This window comes from Methylomonas sp. Uni0011, from assembly GCF_056850255.1.
The window spans coordinates 407,240-422,413 of record NZ_JBVVNO010000001.1; the positions used below are offsets into that span (position 1 = coordinate 407,240).

At 53.8% G+C, this 15,174-nt stretch carries 15 protein-coding genes; 10 read left to right on the plus strand and 5 right to left on the minus strand.

The annotated features are described in order from the left end of the window. Positions 1–117: 117 nt before the first annotated feature. The 9 genes from AC0IM9_RS01805 to mtaB all read left to right on the plus strand — a co-directional run bounded on the left by AC0IM9_RS01805 (position 118) and on the right by mtaB (position 11,088). Positions 118–573 carry an NUDIX hydrolase gene (locus AC0IM9_RS01805; protein ID WP_482802833.1) on the plus strand — a complete coding sequence of 152 codons (456 nt, stop codon included), beginning with the start codon at positions 118–120 and terminating at the stop codon, positions 571–573. Next, a complete protein-coding gene (mnmA, locus tag AC0IM9_RS01810; RefSeq protein ID WP_482802834.1) occupies positions 570–1,667 on the plus strand; it encodes a tRNA 2-thiouridine(34) synthase MnmA in 1,098 nt (365 codons plus the stop codon). The genes AC0IM9_RS01805 and mnmA overlap by 4 nt, the downstream gene beginning before the upstream one ends. After that, positions 1,667–2,101, plus strand: coding sequence for a hypothetical protein (locus AC0IM9_RS01815; RefSeq protein ID WP_482802835.1), 435 nt, complete (start codon positions 1,667–1,669; stop codon positions 2,099–2,101). The genes mnmA and AC0IM9_RS01815 overlap by 1 nt, the downstream gene beginning before the upstream one ends. Beyond that, positions 2,098–3,396, plus strand: a complete 1,299-nt coding sequence (locus AC0IM9_RS01820; protein WP_482802836.1) for a KGGVGR-motif variant AAA ATPase — start codon at positions 2,098–2,100, stop codon at positions 3,394–3,396. The genes AC0IM9_RS01815 and AC0IM9_RS01820 overlap by 4 nt, the downstream gene beginning before the upstream one ends. Then, positions 3,393–4,847: a hypothetical protein gene (locus AC0IM9_RS01825; protein ID WP_482802837.1), complete on the plus strand. Its 1,455-nt coding sequence runs from the start codon at positions 3,393–3,395 to the stop codon at positions 4,845–4,847. Before AC0IM9_RS01820 ends, AC0IM9_RS01825 begins: the two co-directional genes overlap by 4 nt. Positions 4,848–4,897: 50 nt before the next feature. Beyond that, positions 4,898–6,262: an adenylosuccinate lyase gene (gene purB / locus AC0IM9_RS01830; RefSeq protein ID WP_482802838.1), complete on the plus strand. Its 1,365-nt coding sequence runs from the start codon at positions 4,898–4,900 to the stop codon at positions 6,260–6,262. A 418-nt stretch (positions 6,263–6,680) separates the two neighbouring features. After that, complete coding sequence (locus AC0IM9_RS01835) at positions 6,681–8,408, plus strand: NAD-dependent malic enzyme (RefSeq protein WP_482802839.1); 1,728 nt, start codon at positions 6,681–6,683, stop codon at positions 8,406–8,408. 110 nt (positions 8,409–8,518) lie between these two features. Then, the gene (locus tag AC0IM9_RS01840; RefSeq protein ID WP_482802840.1) at positions 8,519–9,748 is read left to right on the plus strand and encodes a spore maturation protein; all 1,230 of its coding nucleotides are present in this window, start codon (positions 8,519–8,521) and stop codon (positions 9,746–9,748) included. Positions 9,749–9,798: 50 nt separating this feature from the next. Then, a complete protein-coding gene (gene mtaB / locus AC0IM9_RS01845) occupies positions 9,799–11,088 on the plus strand; it encodes a tRNA (N(6)-L-threonylcarbamoyladenosine(37)-C(2))-methylthiotransferase MtaB (protein WP_482802841.1) in 1,290 nt (429 codons plus the stop codon). Positions 11,089–11,140: 52 nt separating this feature from the next. Here mtaB and AC0IM9_RS01850 read toward each other — a convergent pair whose 3' ends face one another. After that, positions 11,141–11,923 (minus strand): MlaA family lipoprotein, encoded by a 783-nt coding sequence (locus tag AC0IM9_RS01850; protein WP_482802842.1) that lies wholly within the window; start codon positions 11,921–11,923, stop codon positions 11,141–11,143. Positions 11,924–12,015: 92 nt separating this feature from the next. On the opposite strand from AC0IM9_RS01850, the gene rnt reads away from it, so the two are divergent. After that, positions 12,016–12,705 carry a ribonuclease T gene (gene rnt, locus AC0IM9_RS01855; RefSeq protein ID WP_140913313.1) on the plus strand — a complete coding sequence of 230 codons (690 nt, stop codon included), beginning with the start codon at positions 12,016–12,018 and terminating at the stop codon, positions 12,703–12,705. 27 nt (positions 12,706–12,732) lie between these two features. Here rnt and AC0IM9_RS01860 read toward each other — a convergent pair whose 3' ends face one another. From AC0IM9_RS01860 to AC0IM9_RS01875, 4 genes are read right to left on the minus strand one after another with little or no spacing between them, the layout of a single operon-like run. Continuing rightward, the gene (locus tag AC0IM9_RS01860; RefSeq protein ID WP_482802843.1) at positions 12,733–13,176 is read right to left on the minus strand and encodes a roadblock/LC7 domain-containing protein; all 444 of its coding nucleotides are present in this window, start codon (positions 13,174–13,176) and stop codon (positions 12,733–12,735) included. Between the two features lie 20 nt (positions 13,177–13,196). After that, on the minus strand, positions 13,197–13,610 hold the full coding sequence (locus tag AC0IM9_RS01865; protein WP_140913311.1) for a roadblock/LC7 domain-containing protein: 414 nt from the start codon (positions 13,608–13,610) through the stop codon (positions 13,197–13,199). Between the two features lie 35 nt (positions 13,611–13,645). After that, positions 13,646–14,194, minus strand: a complete 549-nt coding sequence (locus tag AC0IM9_RS01870) for a V4R domain-containing protein (protein WP_082877652.1) — start codon at positions 14,192–14,194, stop codon at positions 13,646–13,648. Positions 14,195–14,216: 22 nt separating this feature from the next. Next, positions 14,217–15,023, minus strand: coding sequence for an OmpA family protein (locus AC0IM9_RS01875; protein ID WP_482802844.1), 807 nt, complete (start codon positions 15,021–15,023; stop codon positions 14,217–14,219). Positions 15,024–15,174: the final 151 nt, after the last annotated feature.

The window sequence follows — 15,174 nt, forward strand, 5'->3', positions numbered from 1 at the left end:
TGGTGCAAAATCGCTGTGTTCTTAAAAATAGCGCCTTAGACATTAAATTTCAATCTTTACCCATATAAAAAACATTTCTAGTAAAATGCGCGCCTTTTAACGTTTTATGTCGACAATATGGTCTGGAAACCCCACGTTACCGTCGCCGCTGTAATCGAAAAAAACGGGCGTTTTCTAGTGGTCGAAGAGACAACGGCACATGGCATTGCGTTCAATCAACCGGCCGGACATTTGGAAGAAGGCGAAGACTTAATCGCCGCCGTCATCCGGGAAGTGCGGGAAGAAACCGCCTGGGAGTTTCAGCCCGAAGCCCTGATCACGACCCAACTATGGCGGAGAAACCCGGAAATGCCCAGTTTTTTGCGCTTCTGCTTCGCCGGCACCGTCGACAATCACAATCCGGCGCAAGCGCTCGACGATGGCATTATCGGCACTCATTGGCTCAGCCGCAACGAGATTTGCACCCGCCGCGACCAATTGCGCAGCCCGTTGGTGCTGACTACCATCGACGAATACCTGAAAGGCCAGCGTTACCCGCTCAGCCTGTTACAAACTTTTTTAGACCACGCATGAGCAAACACATCATCGTCGGCATGTCCGGCGGCGTCGATTCTTCCGTCACCGCATTAGCGCTGCAAGAACAAGGCCACAAAGTTACCGGTTTGTTCATGAAAAACTGGGAAGAAGACGACGGCACCGAATACTGCACCGCGATGCAGGATTTGGCCGACGCCCAGCAAGTCGCCGACAAATTGGGTATCGAATTAAAGACCGTCAACTTCGCCGCCGAATACTGGGACGAAGTATTCGAAGTGTTTTTGTCGGAATTCAAGGCCGGCCGCACCCCCAATCCCGACATTTTGTGTAACAAACACGTCAAATTCAACGCGTTTCTGAACTACGCCATCGAAGACCTCGGCGCCGAATTCATCGCCACCGGCCACTACGCCCGCGTCCGCGAACGGGACGGCGAATTCGAACTTTTGAAAGGTCTGGACCCGGCCAAGGAACAAAGCTATTTTTTGTATGCGATGGGCCAGAAAGCGCTATCGAAAACGCTGTTCCCGATCGGCCATCTACACAAAACCGAAATTCGGGCGCTGGCCGATAAAGCCGGCTTCGCCAACAGCCGTAAAAAAGACAGCACCGGGATCTGCTTCATCGGCGAACGTAAGTTCAGGGAATTCCTGGAACGCTACCTGCCCCATCAACCTGGCGAAATGCGCACCCCGGAAGGCAAATATATCGGCAAACACCACGGCTTGATGTATTACACCCTGGGCCAACGCCAGGGCCTGGGTATCGGCGGCGTCAAAGACGCACCGGACGAACCGTGGTTCGTGCTGGACAAAGACCTGGATAAGAACGTGCTGATCGTCGGCCAGGGCCACGACCATCCGCTGATGCTGCACAATACCCTGGAAGCCGGCCAACTGGATTGGTGCGCCAGCCAACCCCTGACCGAAACCATCCGTTGCGCCGCCAAAACCCGCTACCGCCAACCTGACCAGGATTGCGTCGTCGAACCGATTGACAGTGGCAGCCGCGTCAAAGTCCGCTTCGACCAGCCGCAACGCGCGATCACGCCTGGGCAGTCGGTGGTGTTTTATCGGGGCGAGGTTTGTTTGGGTGGTGGGATTATTGAGTCTAAGGCAAACGAGAGCTGATGAAGGTCGATTTCAAAAATGCCGCTCAGCGCCATTATCTCGATGCAGAGTTACTCTACAGCAACTCGCGATGGGCTAATGCAGACCAACTTTACGGTTTATCGTCTGAATGTGTTTTAAAGCGAATTATTTCCGGCCTCGATCCAGCCAGCGTCGACTCATCAACTGGCGACTTTAAAACAAAGAGCCATCGAAAACATTTCGACCAAGACGTTACCAAAGATTTATGGAATTATTTCTCTATAAACTTTGCCGGACGATTAGCGGCAAATCACCCATTACCGAATAACAATGAATTTAGTGATTGGGACATTTTTCAACGCTATGTTCATGATAATTGCATCGATCAACAACGGACTGCCGCTCATCGTTCGATAACCATAAGCCTACAGAACTTATTGCAACAATTATTTACTGACGGAGTTATTCAATGAACAATACTGTCAGATTTCAGGATGCCTTAACTAAAGCTATCGCTTTTACTGAAGAACACTATAACGCTTTAGATCACGACCCGATATTGATTCGCGATTTGTTCGGCAAAGTCCGCTTGTTTTTGCAATCAAATCAAACTGACCAACATAAAATATTGGCAAAAGAGCTCAGCACATTATTGGGCAATTTTTCTTATACTCCAGACGCCATTTTTTTATATCAGCAAGACATTTTCGATAGTCGAAGTATTATCGAGTCACCGGATAAGATACTCATTCACGGCACGGATCGACCTATCTACTTGCTGGATAGACAAATCACCGGCCAAGACTGGCTGCGCCAACCCATTAAAGAACAACCGCATCCGCCTAGAGTTACCTTGTTCGGTATCAAAGGCGGAGTCGGCCGTTCGACTGCGCTTGCGATTTGGTCATGGTATTTGGCCAAACAAGGCAAAAAAGTCTTGGTTATCGACCTGGACTTGGAATCGCCCGGCATAGGCCAGATTTTATTGCCACAACAAAGAGTGGCGGATTTTGGCGTGGTCGATTGGTTGGTGGAACAAGCCGTCGGCCAAGCCGACGAATGGCTGTTGCGCGACATGGTCGCCACCAGTCCCCTAGCGGAATCGACCGAAGGAACGATACGGGTAGTATCCGCCACAGGAAGCAAGGAGCAGGATTATATTGCCAAACTGTCCCGCGTTTATATCGACATCAACCGGGACGGAAAAGTACTAGATTTCGCTCACCGGCTCTCCGAATTATTGCAAGCACTGGAAGCCCAGGAAAAACCAGACATAGTTTTATTGGATAGCCGCGCCGGTATTCACGATATTGCCGCCATTGCCATTACCCGCTTGACGGACTTGGCCTTTTTGTTTGCGGTCAACACACCGCAAACCTGGCAGGCTTACCGTTACTTATTTAGTCATTGGGAAAAATGGAATGTGAATTTAACTAAATTCAGGGAAAATCTAAAGATAGTCGCCGGAATGGTGCCTGAACTAGGCAGGGAAGACTATATCATTCGTTGTCAAGAATCTGCTTACACCCTATTCTTAGATACAATCTATGAGGAAGCAGATGCGAATGAATATGATAAATTCAACTTTTCGTTAAGCGACGATGGTGCCCCTCATTTCCCTGTTGAAATATTATGGAATATAACGTTTCAGGAGTTTAACCCGCAATCGAAAGAATATTTCCGCAGCAATGACAAGCAAATAATTGCTTGTTATGGTAATTTTTTACAAACTGCCAGCCGCCTTGCCTTAGGTGAATATTTCGCATGAAAGCTTTTCCAATCGAAACTCTTCGCAAAGCATTTTTAGCCCTACCTGAACAGCAACAGCAATCAGGTGACAAGGTTATCGACATGCGTTTTTTTTATGTCCCCCCCATTCATACCAAAGCTCTACACCCCGACAATATGCTAGTTGAAGGGATTCGAGGCGCAGGAAAAAGCGAATGGTGGCTGGAATTGCAAGACCCGGATCGCCGCCAATTGGTATCCGACTTATCTCCTCGTTCAGAGCTTGCCAATATTGAATGCTATACCGGATTTGGCCAAACGCCATCCCCGCACTATCCTACAAAAAAGGTATTGGCCAGTTTATTAAAAAAAAATATATCTGCCCAAGACATTTGGAGTACAGTTATTGCTTGGGCAATTCTTGGCCCTGAGAAATTTGGTATATCAGACCAATCTTTATGGTCAGAACGAGTAGAACACTATAAATCTAATTTTGAAATCCTAGGTAATCAACTGCTTAAATTCGACACTCGGCTAGCCAGTGAAAATAAAAAATCTATTGTTTTATTCGATGCACTTGACCGCACAGCCGATGACTGGCGGTCGTTAAAAGAGTTGTTAAAAGGTTTATTACAAGTCGCTTTAGAATTCCGTTCTTTTCGTGCTATTCGTCTAAAGATCTTTGCCCGACCGGATATGCTGGAAGATCCTTATGTAACCGACTTTCCTGATAGCTCAAAGCTCATCAACAATCCTGCTAAATTGGAATGGAACAAATTAGAGCTATTTAATTTGCTCTGGCAATATTTAGGCAATGCTCCTGACGGCGGCGAGGAATTTCGAAACGGATGTTCACAACTCTTTCAACAACACTGGAATAAGCATTCTGCATTCGACGTCTGGATTATTCCAGAAGAAATGCAAAAAAACGAAACAGTACAACGGAATATTTTCCATGCACTTGCTGGCGAGTGGATGGGGACCGACGCGCGAAGAGGATTTCCTTATACATGGCTACCCAATCATTTGGGTGATAGTCGTGGCAAAGTTAGCCCAAGAAGCTTTCTAGCCGCTTTGAGAGAAGCCGCCACAGACAACTTAGTTAAAGATCAAAAATTTGCACTCCACTATCAGGCTATTAATAAGGGTGTACAAAAAGCATCCAATATCCGAGTCAATGAATTAAAGGAAGACTACCCTTGGGTGCAACTTTTGATCAGCCCATTGAAAGGAATTAGTGTCCCTTGTCCTTTTAATATGATTGAAGATATATGGAACAAACAGAATATTATCAGCAAACTAAACAACATTGACAGCGAAACGGTAAGACTACCTCCCAGCCGCTTAAATCAAGGCCCAGAAGGCATCAAACAAGATTTAGTCGATTTAGGTATATTCGAAGTCATGCGCGATGGCCGTATCAATTTACCGGATGTATATCGAGTCGGTTATGGCTTGGGAAGAAGAGGCGGCATCAAACCAGTCAAATAATTGAATCGCCATCCCATTTACCACTTTTCTTGAAAAATCTTTTACAGAATATGACTGACACTAACTTAACAGCCATCTCCCCCATCGACGGCCGCTACGCCAGTAAAGTCGACGCCTTGCGCCCCATTTTCAGCGAATACGGCTTGATTCGTTACCGGGTCGAAGTCGAGGTGCGCTGGCTGCAAGCCCTGGCCGCCGAAGCCAAGATATCCGAAGTACCGGCCTTGTCCGCAGAAGCGAACCGCGTGCTCGATAATATTGTCAGCGATTTTTCCGAAGCCGACGCCCAGGCCGTCAAAGACATCGAGAAGACGACCAACCACGACGTCAAAGCCGTCGAGTACTTCTTGAAGGAAAAAGTCAAAGGCAACGCCGAGCTGCACGCAATCAACGAGTTCTTCCATTTCGCCTGTACTTCGGAAGACATCAACAACCTGTCTTATGCCTTGATGTTGAAAGAAGGCCGCGGTCTGGTTCTGGCCGAGATCGACGCCACGATAGCAGCGATCAAGCAATTGGCCCTGGCCAGTGCCGAGCAACCGATGCTGTCGCGCACCCACGGCCAGTCGGCCACACCGACCACGGTCGGCAAGGAAATGGCCAACGTCGTCGCCCGCATGCAACGCCAACGGGAGCAATTGGCGAAGGTCGAATTGCTGGGCAAAATCAACGGCGCGGTCGGCAATTACAACGCCCACAGCGTCGCCTATCCGGAAGTGGATTGGCCGCAGTTCGCGCAACACTTCGTCGAGTCGCTGGGCCTGACTTTCAACCCATACACGATCCAGATCGAGCCGCACGACTACATGGCTGAGTTTTTCCACGCCCTGTCGCGCTTCAACACCATTTTGCTGGATTTCGACCGCGACGTCTGGGGCTATATCTCGCTAGGTTATTTCAAGCAAAAAACCATCGCCGGCGAAGTCGGCTCGTCGACCATGCCGCACAAAGTCAATCCGATCGACTTCGAGAATTCGGAAGGCAACCTGGGTTTGGCGAACGCGATTTTCGGCTTTCTGGCCGACAAACTACCGGTATCACGCTGGCAGCGCGACCTGACCGATTCGACCGTGTTGCGCAACATCGGCGTCGGTATCGCCCACACCAGCATCGCCATTCAATCGACCTTGAAAGGCATCTCCAAGCTGGAATTGAATCCGGCGGCACTGGATCAAGATTTGGATATGAACTGGGAAGTGTTGGCCGAACCGATCCAGACCGTGATGCGGCGTTACGGTATCGAAAAGCCTTACGAAAAATTGAAGGAACTGACCCGCGGCCAGCGCGTCACCGGCGACGGCATGCGCGCTTTCGTCGAAAAACTGGAGATTCCGACCGACGCCAAAGCCGAACTGTTGGCCTTGACCCCGCACAGCTACACCGGCTACGCCACCGCGTTGGCAAAGAAAATCTGATAGCCCTGCTCCCTGGCGAAGCGACCGGCCGCTTCGCCAGGGAGCACCGGCACCACCGAACTATTTCAGTGCGCCGGGATCGGTTGAGTCCGTTATTGGTGCGACCATTCCTCGTCGCGGGTCGCGATATCGAGATTACATCAATCGCGACTTGGGCCAAACAAGCTTTACCGCAACTCATTCCACCATATTCTGTAAGCTAAAACTCTAAAACAGGCCCGATACCCGCATAATCGCGCCTCAAATGCAAAGTCCAACCGAAATCGCAGCCGAGTTAAGCCGATCCGCCGGCCAAGTCGCGCAATCGGGCTGGCCCTGGCACCGCATTTGCTTGTAGCTGATACCAATAATCAAACCAGCAAACGCCTGCCGGCTCGGATAGACTGCACGGCTGTTTGGGAATAACTACACTCACCCGATGACCAGACTCAGCGACTACTTCGAATACCGCCAAGACCAGGACGGCAACTCTTACTTGGCGGTGTCTATCCGCGGCATGACCTTGCTGAAGTTGCCGGCCAGCAATAAAGGCACCGCTTTCACCGAGCAGGAGCGCATTGATCTGGGTTTGGACGGCTTATTGCCGCCGCAAATCACGACGCTGGAACAACAAATCGAGCGTTTGTATTTCAGTTACCGGCAGCAGGCCGACGATATTTCCAAATACCAATTTCTGCGAGCGATCCAGGACCGCTCCGAAATCTTGTTTTACGCAATACTGGAGCGGCATCTGGAAGAGATGGTCCCCATCGTCTATACCCCGACCATTGGCCTCGCGGTGCAGAAGTTCAGCTCGCTCTACCGCACCGCCCGCGGCTTGACGCTGTCGCCGAACAACATCGACCGCGCCGATGCGATTTTAAAAAACTACCCCTGGCACGACATCCGCATGATCGTGGTCACCGACGCTTCGGCGATTCTGGGCATCGGCGACCAAGGCATGGGCGGCCTGTCGATCTGCATCGGCAAACTGGCGCTCTATACGGTCGGCGGCGGCGTCTGCCCGTTCCAAACCTTGCCGATCAACCTGGACGTCGGCACCAACCGCGACGAATTGCTGGACGACCCGCACTATTTGGGCGTGCGCGCCAAACGCTTGGGGCGGGAGGCCTATTTTGCGATGGTGGATAAATTCGTCGCCGCCGCCCATCGGATCTGGCCCAAAGCCATCATTCAGTGGGAGGACTTTACCAAGGACGTGGCCTTCGACGTGCTGGCCCGCTACCGGGACAAAGTGCCCTGCTTCAACGACGACATCCAGGGTACCGGCGCAATGGCGCTGGCCGGAATATTGGCCGCCTGCCGCCGGCTTGGCCAAACGCTGACCGAACAGACCATTGTCATTGCCGGCGCCGGCGCCGCCGGTATTGGCGTCGCCAGCGTGATCAAGGCCGGCCTGATGGATGCCGGATTGAGCGAGGCCCAAGCCCGGCAACGCCTGCACGTGGTCGACATATCCGGCCTGGTCGTCGCAGACCGGGAACTGGAGCACTACAAACACGGCATCGCCCAACCGGCAACGATCGGCCAATCCTGGGGTATTCCTGAGCATAGCCAGCCCTCGTTATTCGAAGTGGTCAGCCACGCCAAACCTAGCGTCTTGATCGGACTAACCGGCGCCGCCGGCTTGTTCGGCGAAGAGCTGATCCGTACCATGACCGGCAACTGCCTCAACCCGATCGTGATGCCGCTGTCCAATCCGACCGCCAATTGCGAGGCGACGCCGGCGGACATCATCGCCTGGAGCGAGGGCCGCGCCATCGTCGCCACCGGCAGTCCGTTCGCCGATATCGAATACCGCGGCACCCGCCACAAAATCGGCCAAGGTAACAACGCCTTCATCTTTCCCGGCCTGGGCTTGGCGGCTATGCTCGGCGAGTGTCGCTGTATCAGCGACGCGATGGTGCTGGAATCGGCTTATGCCCTAGCCGACTACATCGCCGAATTCGAACCCGACGCCGGCGCGATCTACCCGCCTATTGCCGATTTGCAGAAAATCAGCAGCTACGTCGCGGAACGGGTGCTAGCCAAAGCCATCGCCGACGGCTCGGCTAGCCGAACCGATCTGGATCCGGCAAATTTGGCCGACTTTATTGCTGCCAACCAATGGCATCCACACTATTTGCCGTTTCGTTACGTGGGCTGAACCGCAGTGTCAGAGCGCTTGCACGAATTACTATTTTCCGCGCCGCCGACGAAGCTAAATTGCTAAAATAGCGCTAATTTTGCCGTTGCCAATCCAAATCGCCTTTCCTTGTGCTCAACCTGATCTGGGTCTTTTTTTTCCTGTCGGCCTTCGCCGTCGCCAGTTTCAAGCTCTTGCTGCTGGGCGACACTCGAGTATTTTCGGAAATGGTCGCGGCGATGTTCAGTCTGGCGAAAGCCGCGTTCGAAATTTCGTTGGGTCTGGGCGGCATCTTGGCGTTGTGGATGGGCATCATGAAAATCGGCGAACACAGCGGTTTCATCGAATTACTGACCCGCGCGCTGAACCCGCTGTTTAGCCGGTTGATGCCGGAAATTCCGCAGGGCCACCCGGCGCTGGGAGCGATTACGATGAACATCGCCGCCAATATGTTGGGCCTGGACAACGCCGCTACGCCGATGGGCATCAAAGCCATGCAGGAAATGCAAACGCTGAACCCGCGGCCGGAGCAAGCCAGCGACGCGCAAATTCTGTTTTTGGTGATCAACACCTCGTCGGTGACATTGTTTCCGGTGACGATTTTCGCCTACCGGGCCCAGCTCGGCGCCGCCAATCCGACCGACGTGTTCCTGCCGATTTTGATCGCAACCTATGTGTCGACCTTAACCGGCTTACTGGCGGTGGCCTGGGTGCAAAAGATCAACCTGTTAGACAAAGTGGTATTGGCCTATTTGGGCGGCATCAGCACATTGCTGGCCGGAATATTGAGCTATTTCTCCGGCTTGGGCCAAGCGCAGATGCTGGCGCAGTCGTCGCTGGCCAGCCACGTTATTTTGCTCGGGTTGGTGGTCGCGTTCATCGCCGCCGCCGTAAGCAAAGGCCTCAACGCCTACGAATTGTTCATTGACGGCGCCAAGCAAGGCTTTCAAACCGCGATCGGCATCATTCCGTATTTGGTGGCGATGCTGGTGGCGTTCGGTGTATTCCGGGCCAGCGGCGCGTTGAGTTTTATCACCGACGGCGTGCGCTGGCTTGTGGATTATTGCGGTATCGACAACCGCTTTATCGACGGTCTGCCGACTGCATTGATGAAGCCGTTCAGCGGCAGCGGCGCGCGGGCGATGATGATAGATACAATGCAGGCCCACGGCGCCGATTCGTTTGCCGGCCGGCTGGCTTCGGTGGTGCAAGGCAGCACCGAAACCACGTTCTACGTGCTGGCGGTGTATTTCGGCGCGGTTAACATCAAACGCATCCGCCATGCCGCGGCCTGCGGCATCATTGCCGACATCGGCGGCATCGTTGCCGCGATTTTGGTGACTTATTGGTTTTTTGGCTAATCGCCGAACCGGCGGCTCGATTCGCCGCAAAATTTGGAAACGAAGCACAAATGCAGATACATTTAAAAACCCTCGGTTGCCGTCTGAACGAGGCGGAACTGGAAACCTGGGCCCAGGCCTTTCAAGCCAAAGGCCATGCCATCACCCGCAACGTCAACGACGCGCAATTGGTCGTGATCAACTCCTGCGCGGTGACGCAGGATGCAGTGAAAAAATCCAAACAATTGATTCGGCGCGTGCACCGCGACAATCCGCAAGCCAAACTGGTAGTCAGCGGGTGTTATGCCACCTTGAACGAAAGCGAAGCCGCACAATTGATGGGCGTCGATCTGATAGTCGGCAATAACGACAAAAACCAGTTGGTCGAACGCACTTTGAGCGAACTGAACATGGACAGCATGCCGGCAATGTCGACCGAACCCGGCGAGGTGTCGTTGTTTAGCCGCGGCCGCCAACGCGCCTTCGTCAAAGTTCAAGACGGTTGCCGTTACCGCTGCACGTTTTGCATCGTCACCGTCGCCCGTGGCGAGGAACGCAGCCGCAGCGTCGACGAGGTCGTCGCCGAAATCAATGCACTGCATGCGCAAGGCATCAACGAAGCCATTATCACCGGCGTGCACCTGGGCGGGTACGGCAGCGATATCGGCAGCAATCTGGCCGAACTGGTGCAAGCCATTTTGGCGCGGACCGAGATTCCGCGTCTGCGCATGGGCTCGTTGGAGCCTTGGGAGTTGCCGGACGGTTTCTTCGAGCTATTCAAAAACCCGCGGCTGATGCCGCATCTGCATCTACCGTTACAGAGCGGCAGCGACAGCGTGTTGCGGCGCATGGCGCGGCGCTGCAAAACCGCAGAGTTCGCCGAATTGGTGAACCAAGCCCGCAGCACGATTCCGCATTTCAACGTCACCACCGACATCATCGTCGGCTTCCCCGGCGAAACCGAGCAAGAATGGCGGGAAAGCGTCGAATACATCCAGCGCGTCGGCTTCGGCCATATCCACATCTTCAGCTATTCGCCGCGCGAGGGCACCAAAGCCGCCGGGCTACCCGATCAAATCTCGCCGGACCTGAAACGGCAACGCAGCCGGGAATTGCACGCGCTGGCCGAAACAATGAAACAGGCATTTACCGAAAGCAACCTCGGATGCGTGGTGCCGGTGCTGTGGGAAGGCCAGACCGAAACGTTGGCAAACGGCGATCTGCGCTATTTCGGCTATACCCCGAATTATTTACGGGTGGCCTGCAACGTCCCGACCGGCCGATCTCTGGAAAACTTGATTGTGCCGGCCCGGCTGGAGTCGGTGGCGGCAGACTTAGTCAACACCAGCCTCGCCGAATAAAAAAGGCCGCGAGGCTTATGCCCAGCGGCCTTGGTTTAGTATCGGAAAAAACTTAATACGGGTTAGGATCCCACGGCCCGTAACCCTGGTCTTTCATTTCGTCGAATTTCAGCACGTCGTCTTCCGGCACGTTGCCGTCGTGGATCAGGTAGTTGCGTCTGGACAGATAGGCGTTCTTGAAAAATTCGTACCGATCCAACGCCGCTTCGGTCGCGACTTTTTCCAGACCCAACAAATCGGCACGGGCATCGATCACTTTCAACGCACCCGGCCCGATCGATGCGGCGGCGCCTACCCAACCCGGGTTCAAGTAGATGCCGGCATAAGTAAACGGATTCATCGCCGCGTCGCCGACCAACCCGAATACGCCGCGCGGCGAACTGGGTCCGAAGAACGGCAACACCAAATACGGACCGGTCGGAACCCCCCAGTAACCCAGAGTTTGGTCGAAATCTTCATTGTGTTTGGCCAAGCCTATCATGCTACCGACATCGATCAAACCGGCTACACCGGCCGTGGTATTGACCAGAAACCGGGCGCCGTCGGCTCCGGACTGGCCGAATTTGCCTTGTAGCGCGTCGTTGGCACAAACGCCGATATCGTCGATGTTACTGAAAAAATTGGTCACGCCCTGGTCGACGACGTCCGGCGTCACCCAGCGGTAGCCTTTAGCCACCGGCTTCATCACGTAGTCGTCGACGCCGTCGTTGAACGACTGTACGCTTCGGTTCCAACTCTGCCAGGGATCCTTAGGATCGACGGTGTGTACCGTCGCGCAACCATTGGCCAAAGCCAACAACCCTGCGACCAGCCAAGTGGTATTTCTATTTTGCATAACAAACCTCATCAAATTGAATATTGTTTATACCTATCCAAAACTCACGTAACATAGCATATAACCCATTTTTTTTACCAACCCGCAGCTCGATGCAAAGCACTTTCAACCCGTTAGGCGATCGTTTCAGAGGCTATTTGCCAGTCATTGTCGATATCGAAACCGCCGGTTTCAATGCCAAAAAAAACCCGTTGCTGGAAATCGCCGCGGTAATCGTCGAACCCGATGCGGACGGCCTGCTGCGGGTTACCGAAAAACACCATTGCAATATCATCCCGTTCAAAAATTCCGAACTCGACGAAGCAGCCTTGAAGTTCAACGGTATCGATCCCTACCACCCGTTCCGCATGGCAATCGAAGAAAAAGAGGCATTGAACAAGTTGTTTACGCCAATCAAGGCCGCCGTTAAACGCAACCATTGCAAACGGGCGATCTTAGTCGGCCACAACCCCGCATTCGACATCAACTTCCTGAATGCCGCGATCGACCGGACCAACCATAAGCGCAGCCCGTTTCACCCGTTCAGCAGCTTCGATACCGCTACCCTGGGCGGCCTGGTCTACGGCCAGACCGTACTGGCCAAAATCGCGCAAGCGGCAGGACTGGACTGGGATAACTCCCGTGCCCATTCGGCGTTGTACGATGCCGAGCAGACCGCGCAATTGTTTTGCCTGATTATTAACCGCTGGAAGAAATTAAGCGAGTTGGAAGCGCTCCAAAACTCGCCGATTAGCGACTTGGCGCACAATAACGCGCCTGCCGACAACCTCGCCGAGCTGTGACGCCGCACCGGCGGCGAAAGCAATAACTTAAGCCTGCCGGCTCAACACCGAAGCCAGATTGACCTGTTTCGGGCTGTAAATGCACAAAATGATAGGGCCGACGCTAAGCATGGCCAGTTTATGGTCGACGCCGACGATAACGATCTGTTCGATAGCTCCAAGACTCAACGAGACCTGACCGTGCTGAGCGGCACGAATGGTTTCCTGAATCACCGCGCCGAAAGCGTCGATATGCGGCGCCTCGGCCGATTGCGCCAGAATCAGGCCGTCGTGGTACGCCGCGCAAGCGGCTATCCCTTTGATTTTGACCACCTTGTCCACCAGCGCCTGTACAGCGTCGATAAAAGCCGCGCGCTTGGTCCTGGCGGATTCGCTGACATTGACGATATCGCCGCCCGATTGGCGTTGCGCGGCGAGATAATCTGCAGCGAGCCGATCCAATTCGGCCAACTGGGATTCAAACCAATGCATATCTGTCACTTCAATGCGTCTTAATTAGCCAGATAACTGCTAAACAGCCGTTTCAACACCGGAATGGTTTCTTTCAACTCAAAGCGCACCCGACCCAGCAGCGCCTCGCGTTGCGTCACCAAAGCCAGCATGAAACCGGCCTCGATCGGCGTCGACAAAATATAGCCCTCGGAATTTTCGCAAATCACCATGTTGGTGGAATGGTGGCCGACATGCTGCGCGGCTTTGGCGGCCGCACCGAACACCACCTGCACCGAGGCGCCGATGGCGTCGGTGTTGATTTCGAAATCGCGATGAATATGGGTGACAAAACCGTCGCTATCGACAATCGCCGCCGCCGATACTCCCTGGATACTCATCAGGTTGCGCAAAATCGAATCGATCTCGTTGTTTTGAGATTTCCGCGGATCGAGAAATTGGACGTTACTACTCATGCCGTACTCCTGATTATCGTTTTATATAGGCCTGCCTACAGCAAATCGACGCGGATCAGACAGGTCTTGTCGCCCAACGCGTTGCACTTGGTCTCGGTTGCCTTGACGTTGCGCTTGAAAAAAGTCTTGACGATACCGCCCACCATACCGGCCTCGAAATGGCAGATCGGCGCCGAGACATTGTGAATGCCGGCGCAGGACACGCACTCGTCGACGCGCAACTCCAGCACCCCGGCAGACAAATCGACTTTATCCGGCACCACCAGGCCGATGCTCAATTGCCGACACAGCATTTTGATCTTGCCGACGTAAGTCTCCAGGTCTTTATCGATGTTGGCCACGGCGATCTGACCCATGGCCAAACCCAGGCTTTGCCCGGAATGGTAAACCAGCGACGGCGCGCCCTGGCCCAGGATGTCCTCGACGTTGGACCCCAGCGCCACCATCCGCAAGGCTTGAAACAGGCGAATCGGGATCAAGGGCCCCAAATCGTTGCGGTTTTCGATTTCGAACTGGCCGGAAATAATGCCGTCGAGAATTTGCTGCTGGGCGATCTGATAATCTGATTTGGTATTTTGTAACATGGCCTATACTCTCCTCGTTCGGTTATTGGTCCAGGCAATGCAGTTCCACCCTGCGGTTCAACGCCTGGCCGGCTTTGGTGTCGTTGGGCGCCGCCGGCTGCGCCATGCCATCCGAGGCGGTAACGATGTTTTGCGTTGGAACACCGCGGGCAACCAGCATCTTTTTGACGGTATTCGCCCTGATCTGCCCGAGCCAGCGGTTGCCGGCGTCGGTCCCTAAATTGCAAGTATGTCCGAGCAAGCGGATTTTCCCGGAACAGCTTTGCGCCGCCGCCAGTAATTCGCCCACAGCGGCACTCGATTGCGACGTCAGCTGGCTGGAGTCGAATTTAAAATAAACGGTAAACCGTAGGCCGGCCGGCGCATTGACATCCGTCCCGCTTCCCGCGGTTGTTTTGGGAATACCAGCTGCAGTGGGTTCGATCGGCAATTGCGCCAAAATGTCCTCCGCAGGGGGGTGGGCGTCAATCGTCTGCCCGGCTTGATTCGGACTGGCGGCAGCAACTGGCTCCGCTTTCCCGCCATCGGCTATCGCTGGCGATGGGGCCAAAATCGCTGATTGTTTCGAGTCGGTTCCGGCTCCGCCGCCTGCCGCCGAAGCCAAAGAATCGGTTCCTGCCACAGGCAGGCTCGGCACATAGCGATCCAACCACAACGCCGCCGCCACCAACACGCCCAGTGCGGTAAACAGCGGTATCACCTTCGCCCGGCGCGGTTTGGCCGCTGTCGCCTCTCGCGACGAGGCGGACGCTGGTGCGGCCACGCCCTTCCTTAAATCAGGCAGTATACCGTCCAACCCGTCGCGGTCGAGATTGCGCTTTTTTTTCATTCGTGCTCCCGGACTGTTAAAACAACTCGGTATCTATTGGTGCAGACGACGGGGCGAACCGTCGCATATATCGGCAAACCACGGCTAAAGTAGGTCGCTTCCGTTAAAGCCACATCATATTTAATTTTTCACAATCCGCAAAATATTGAGA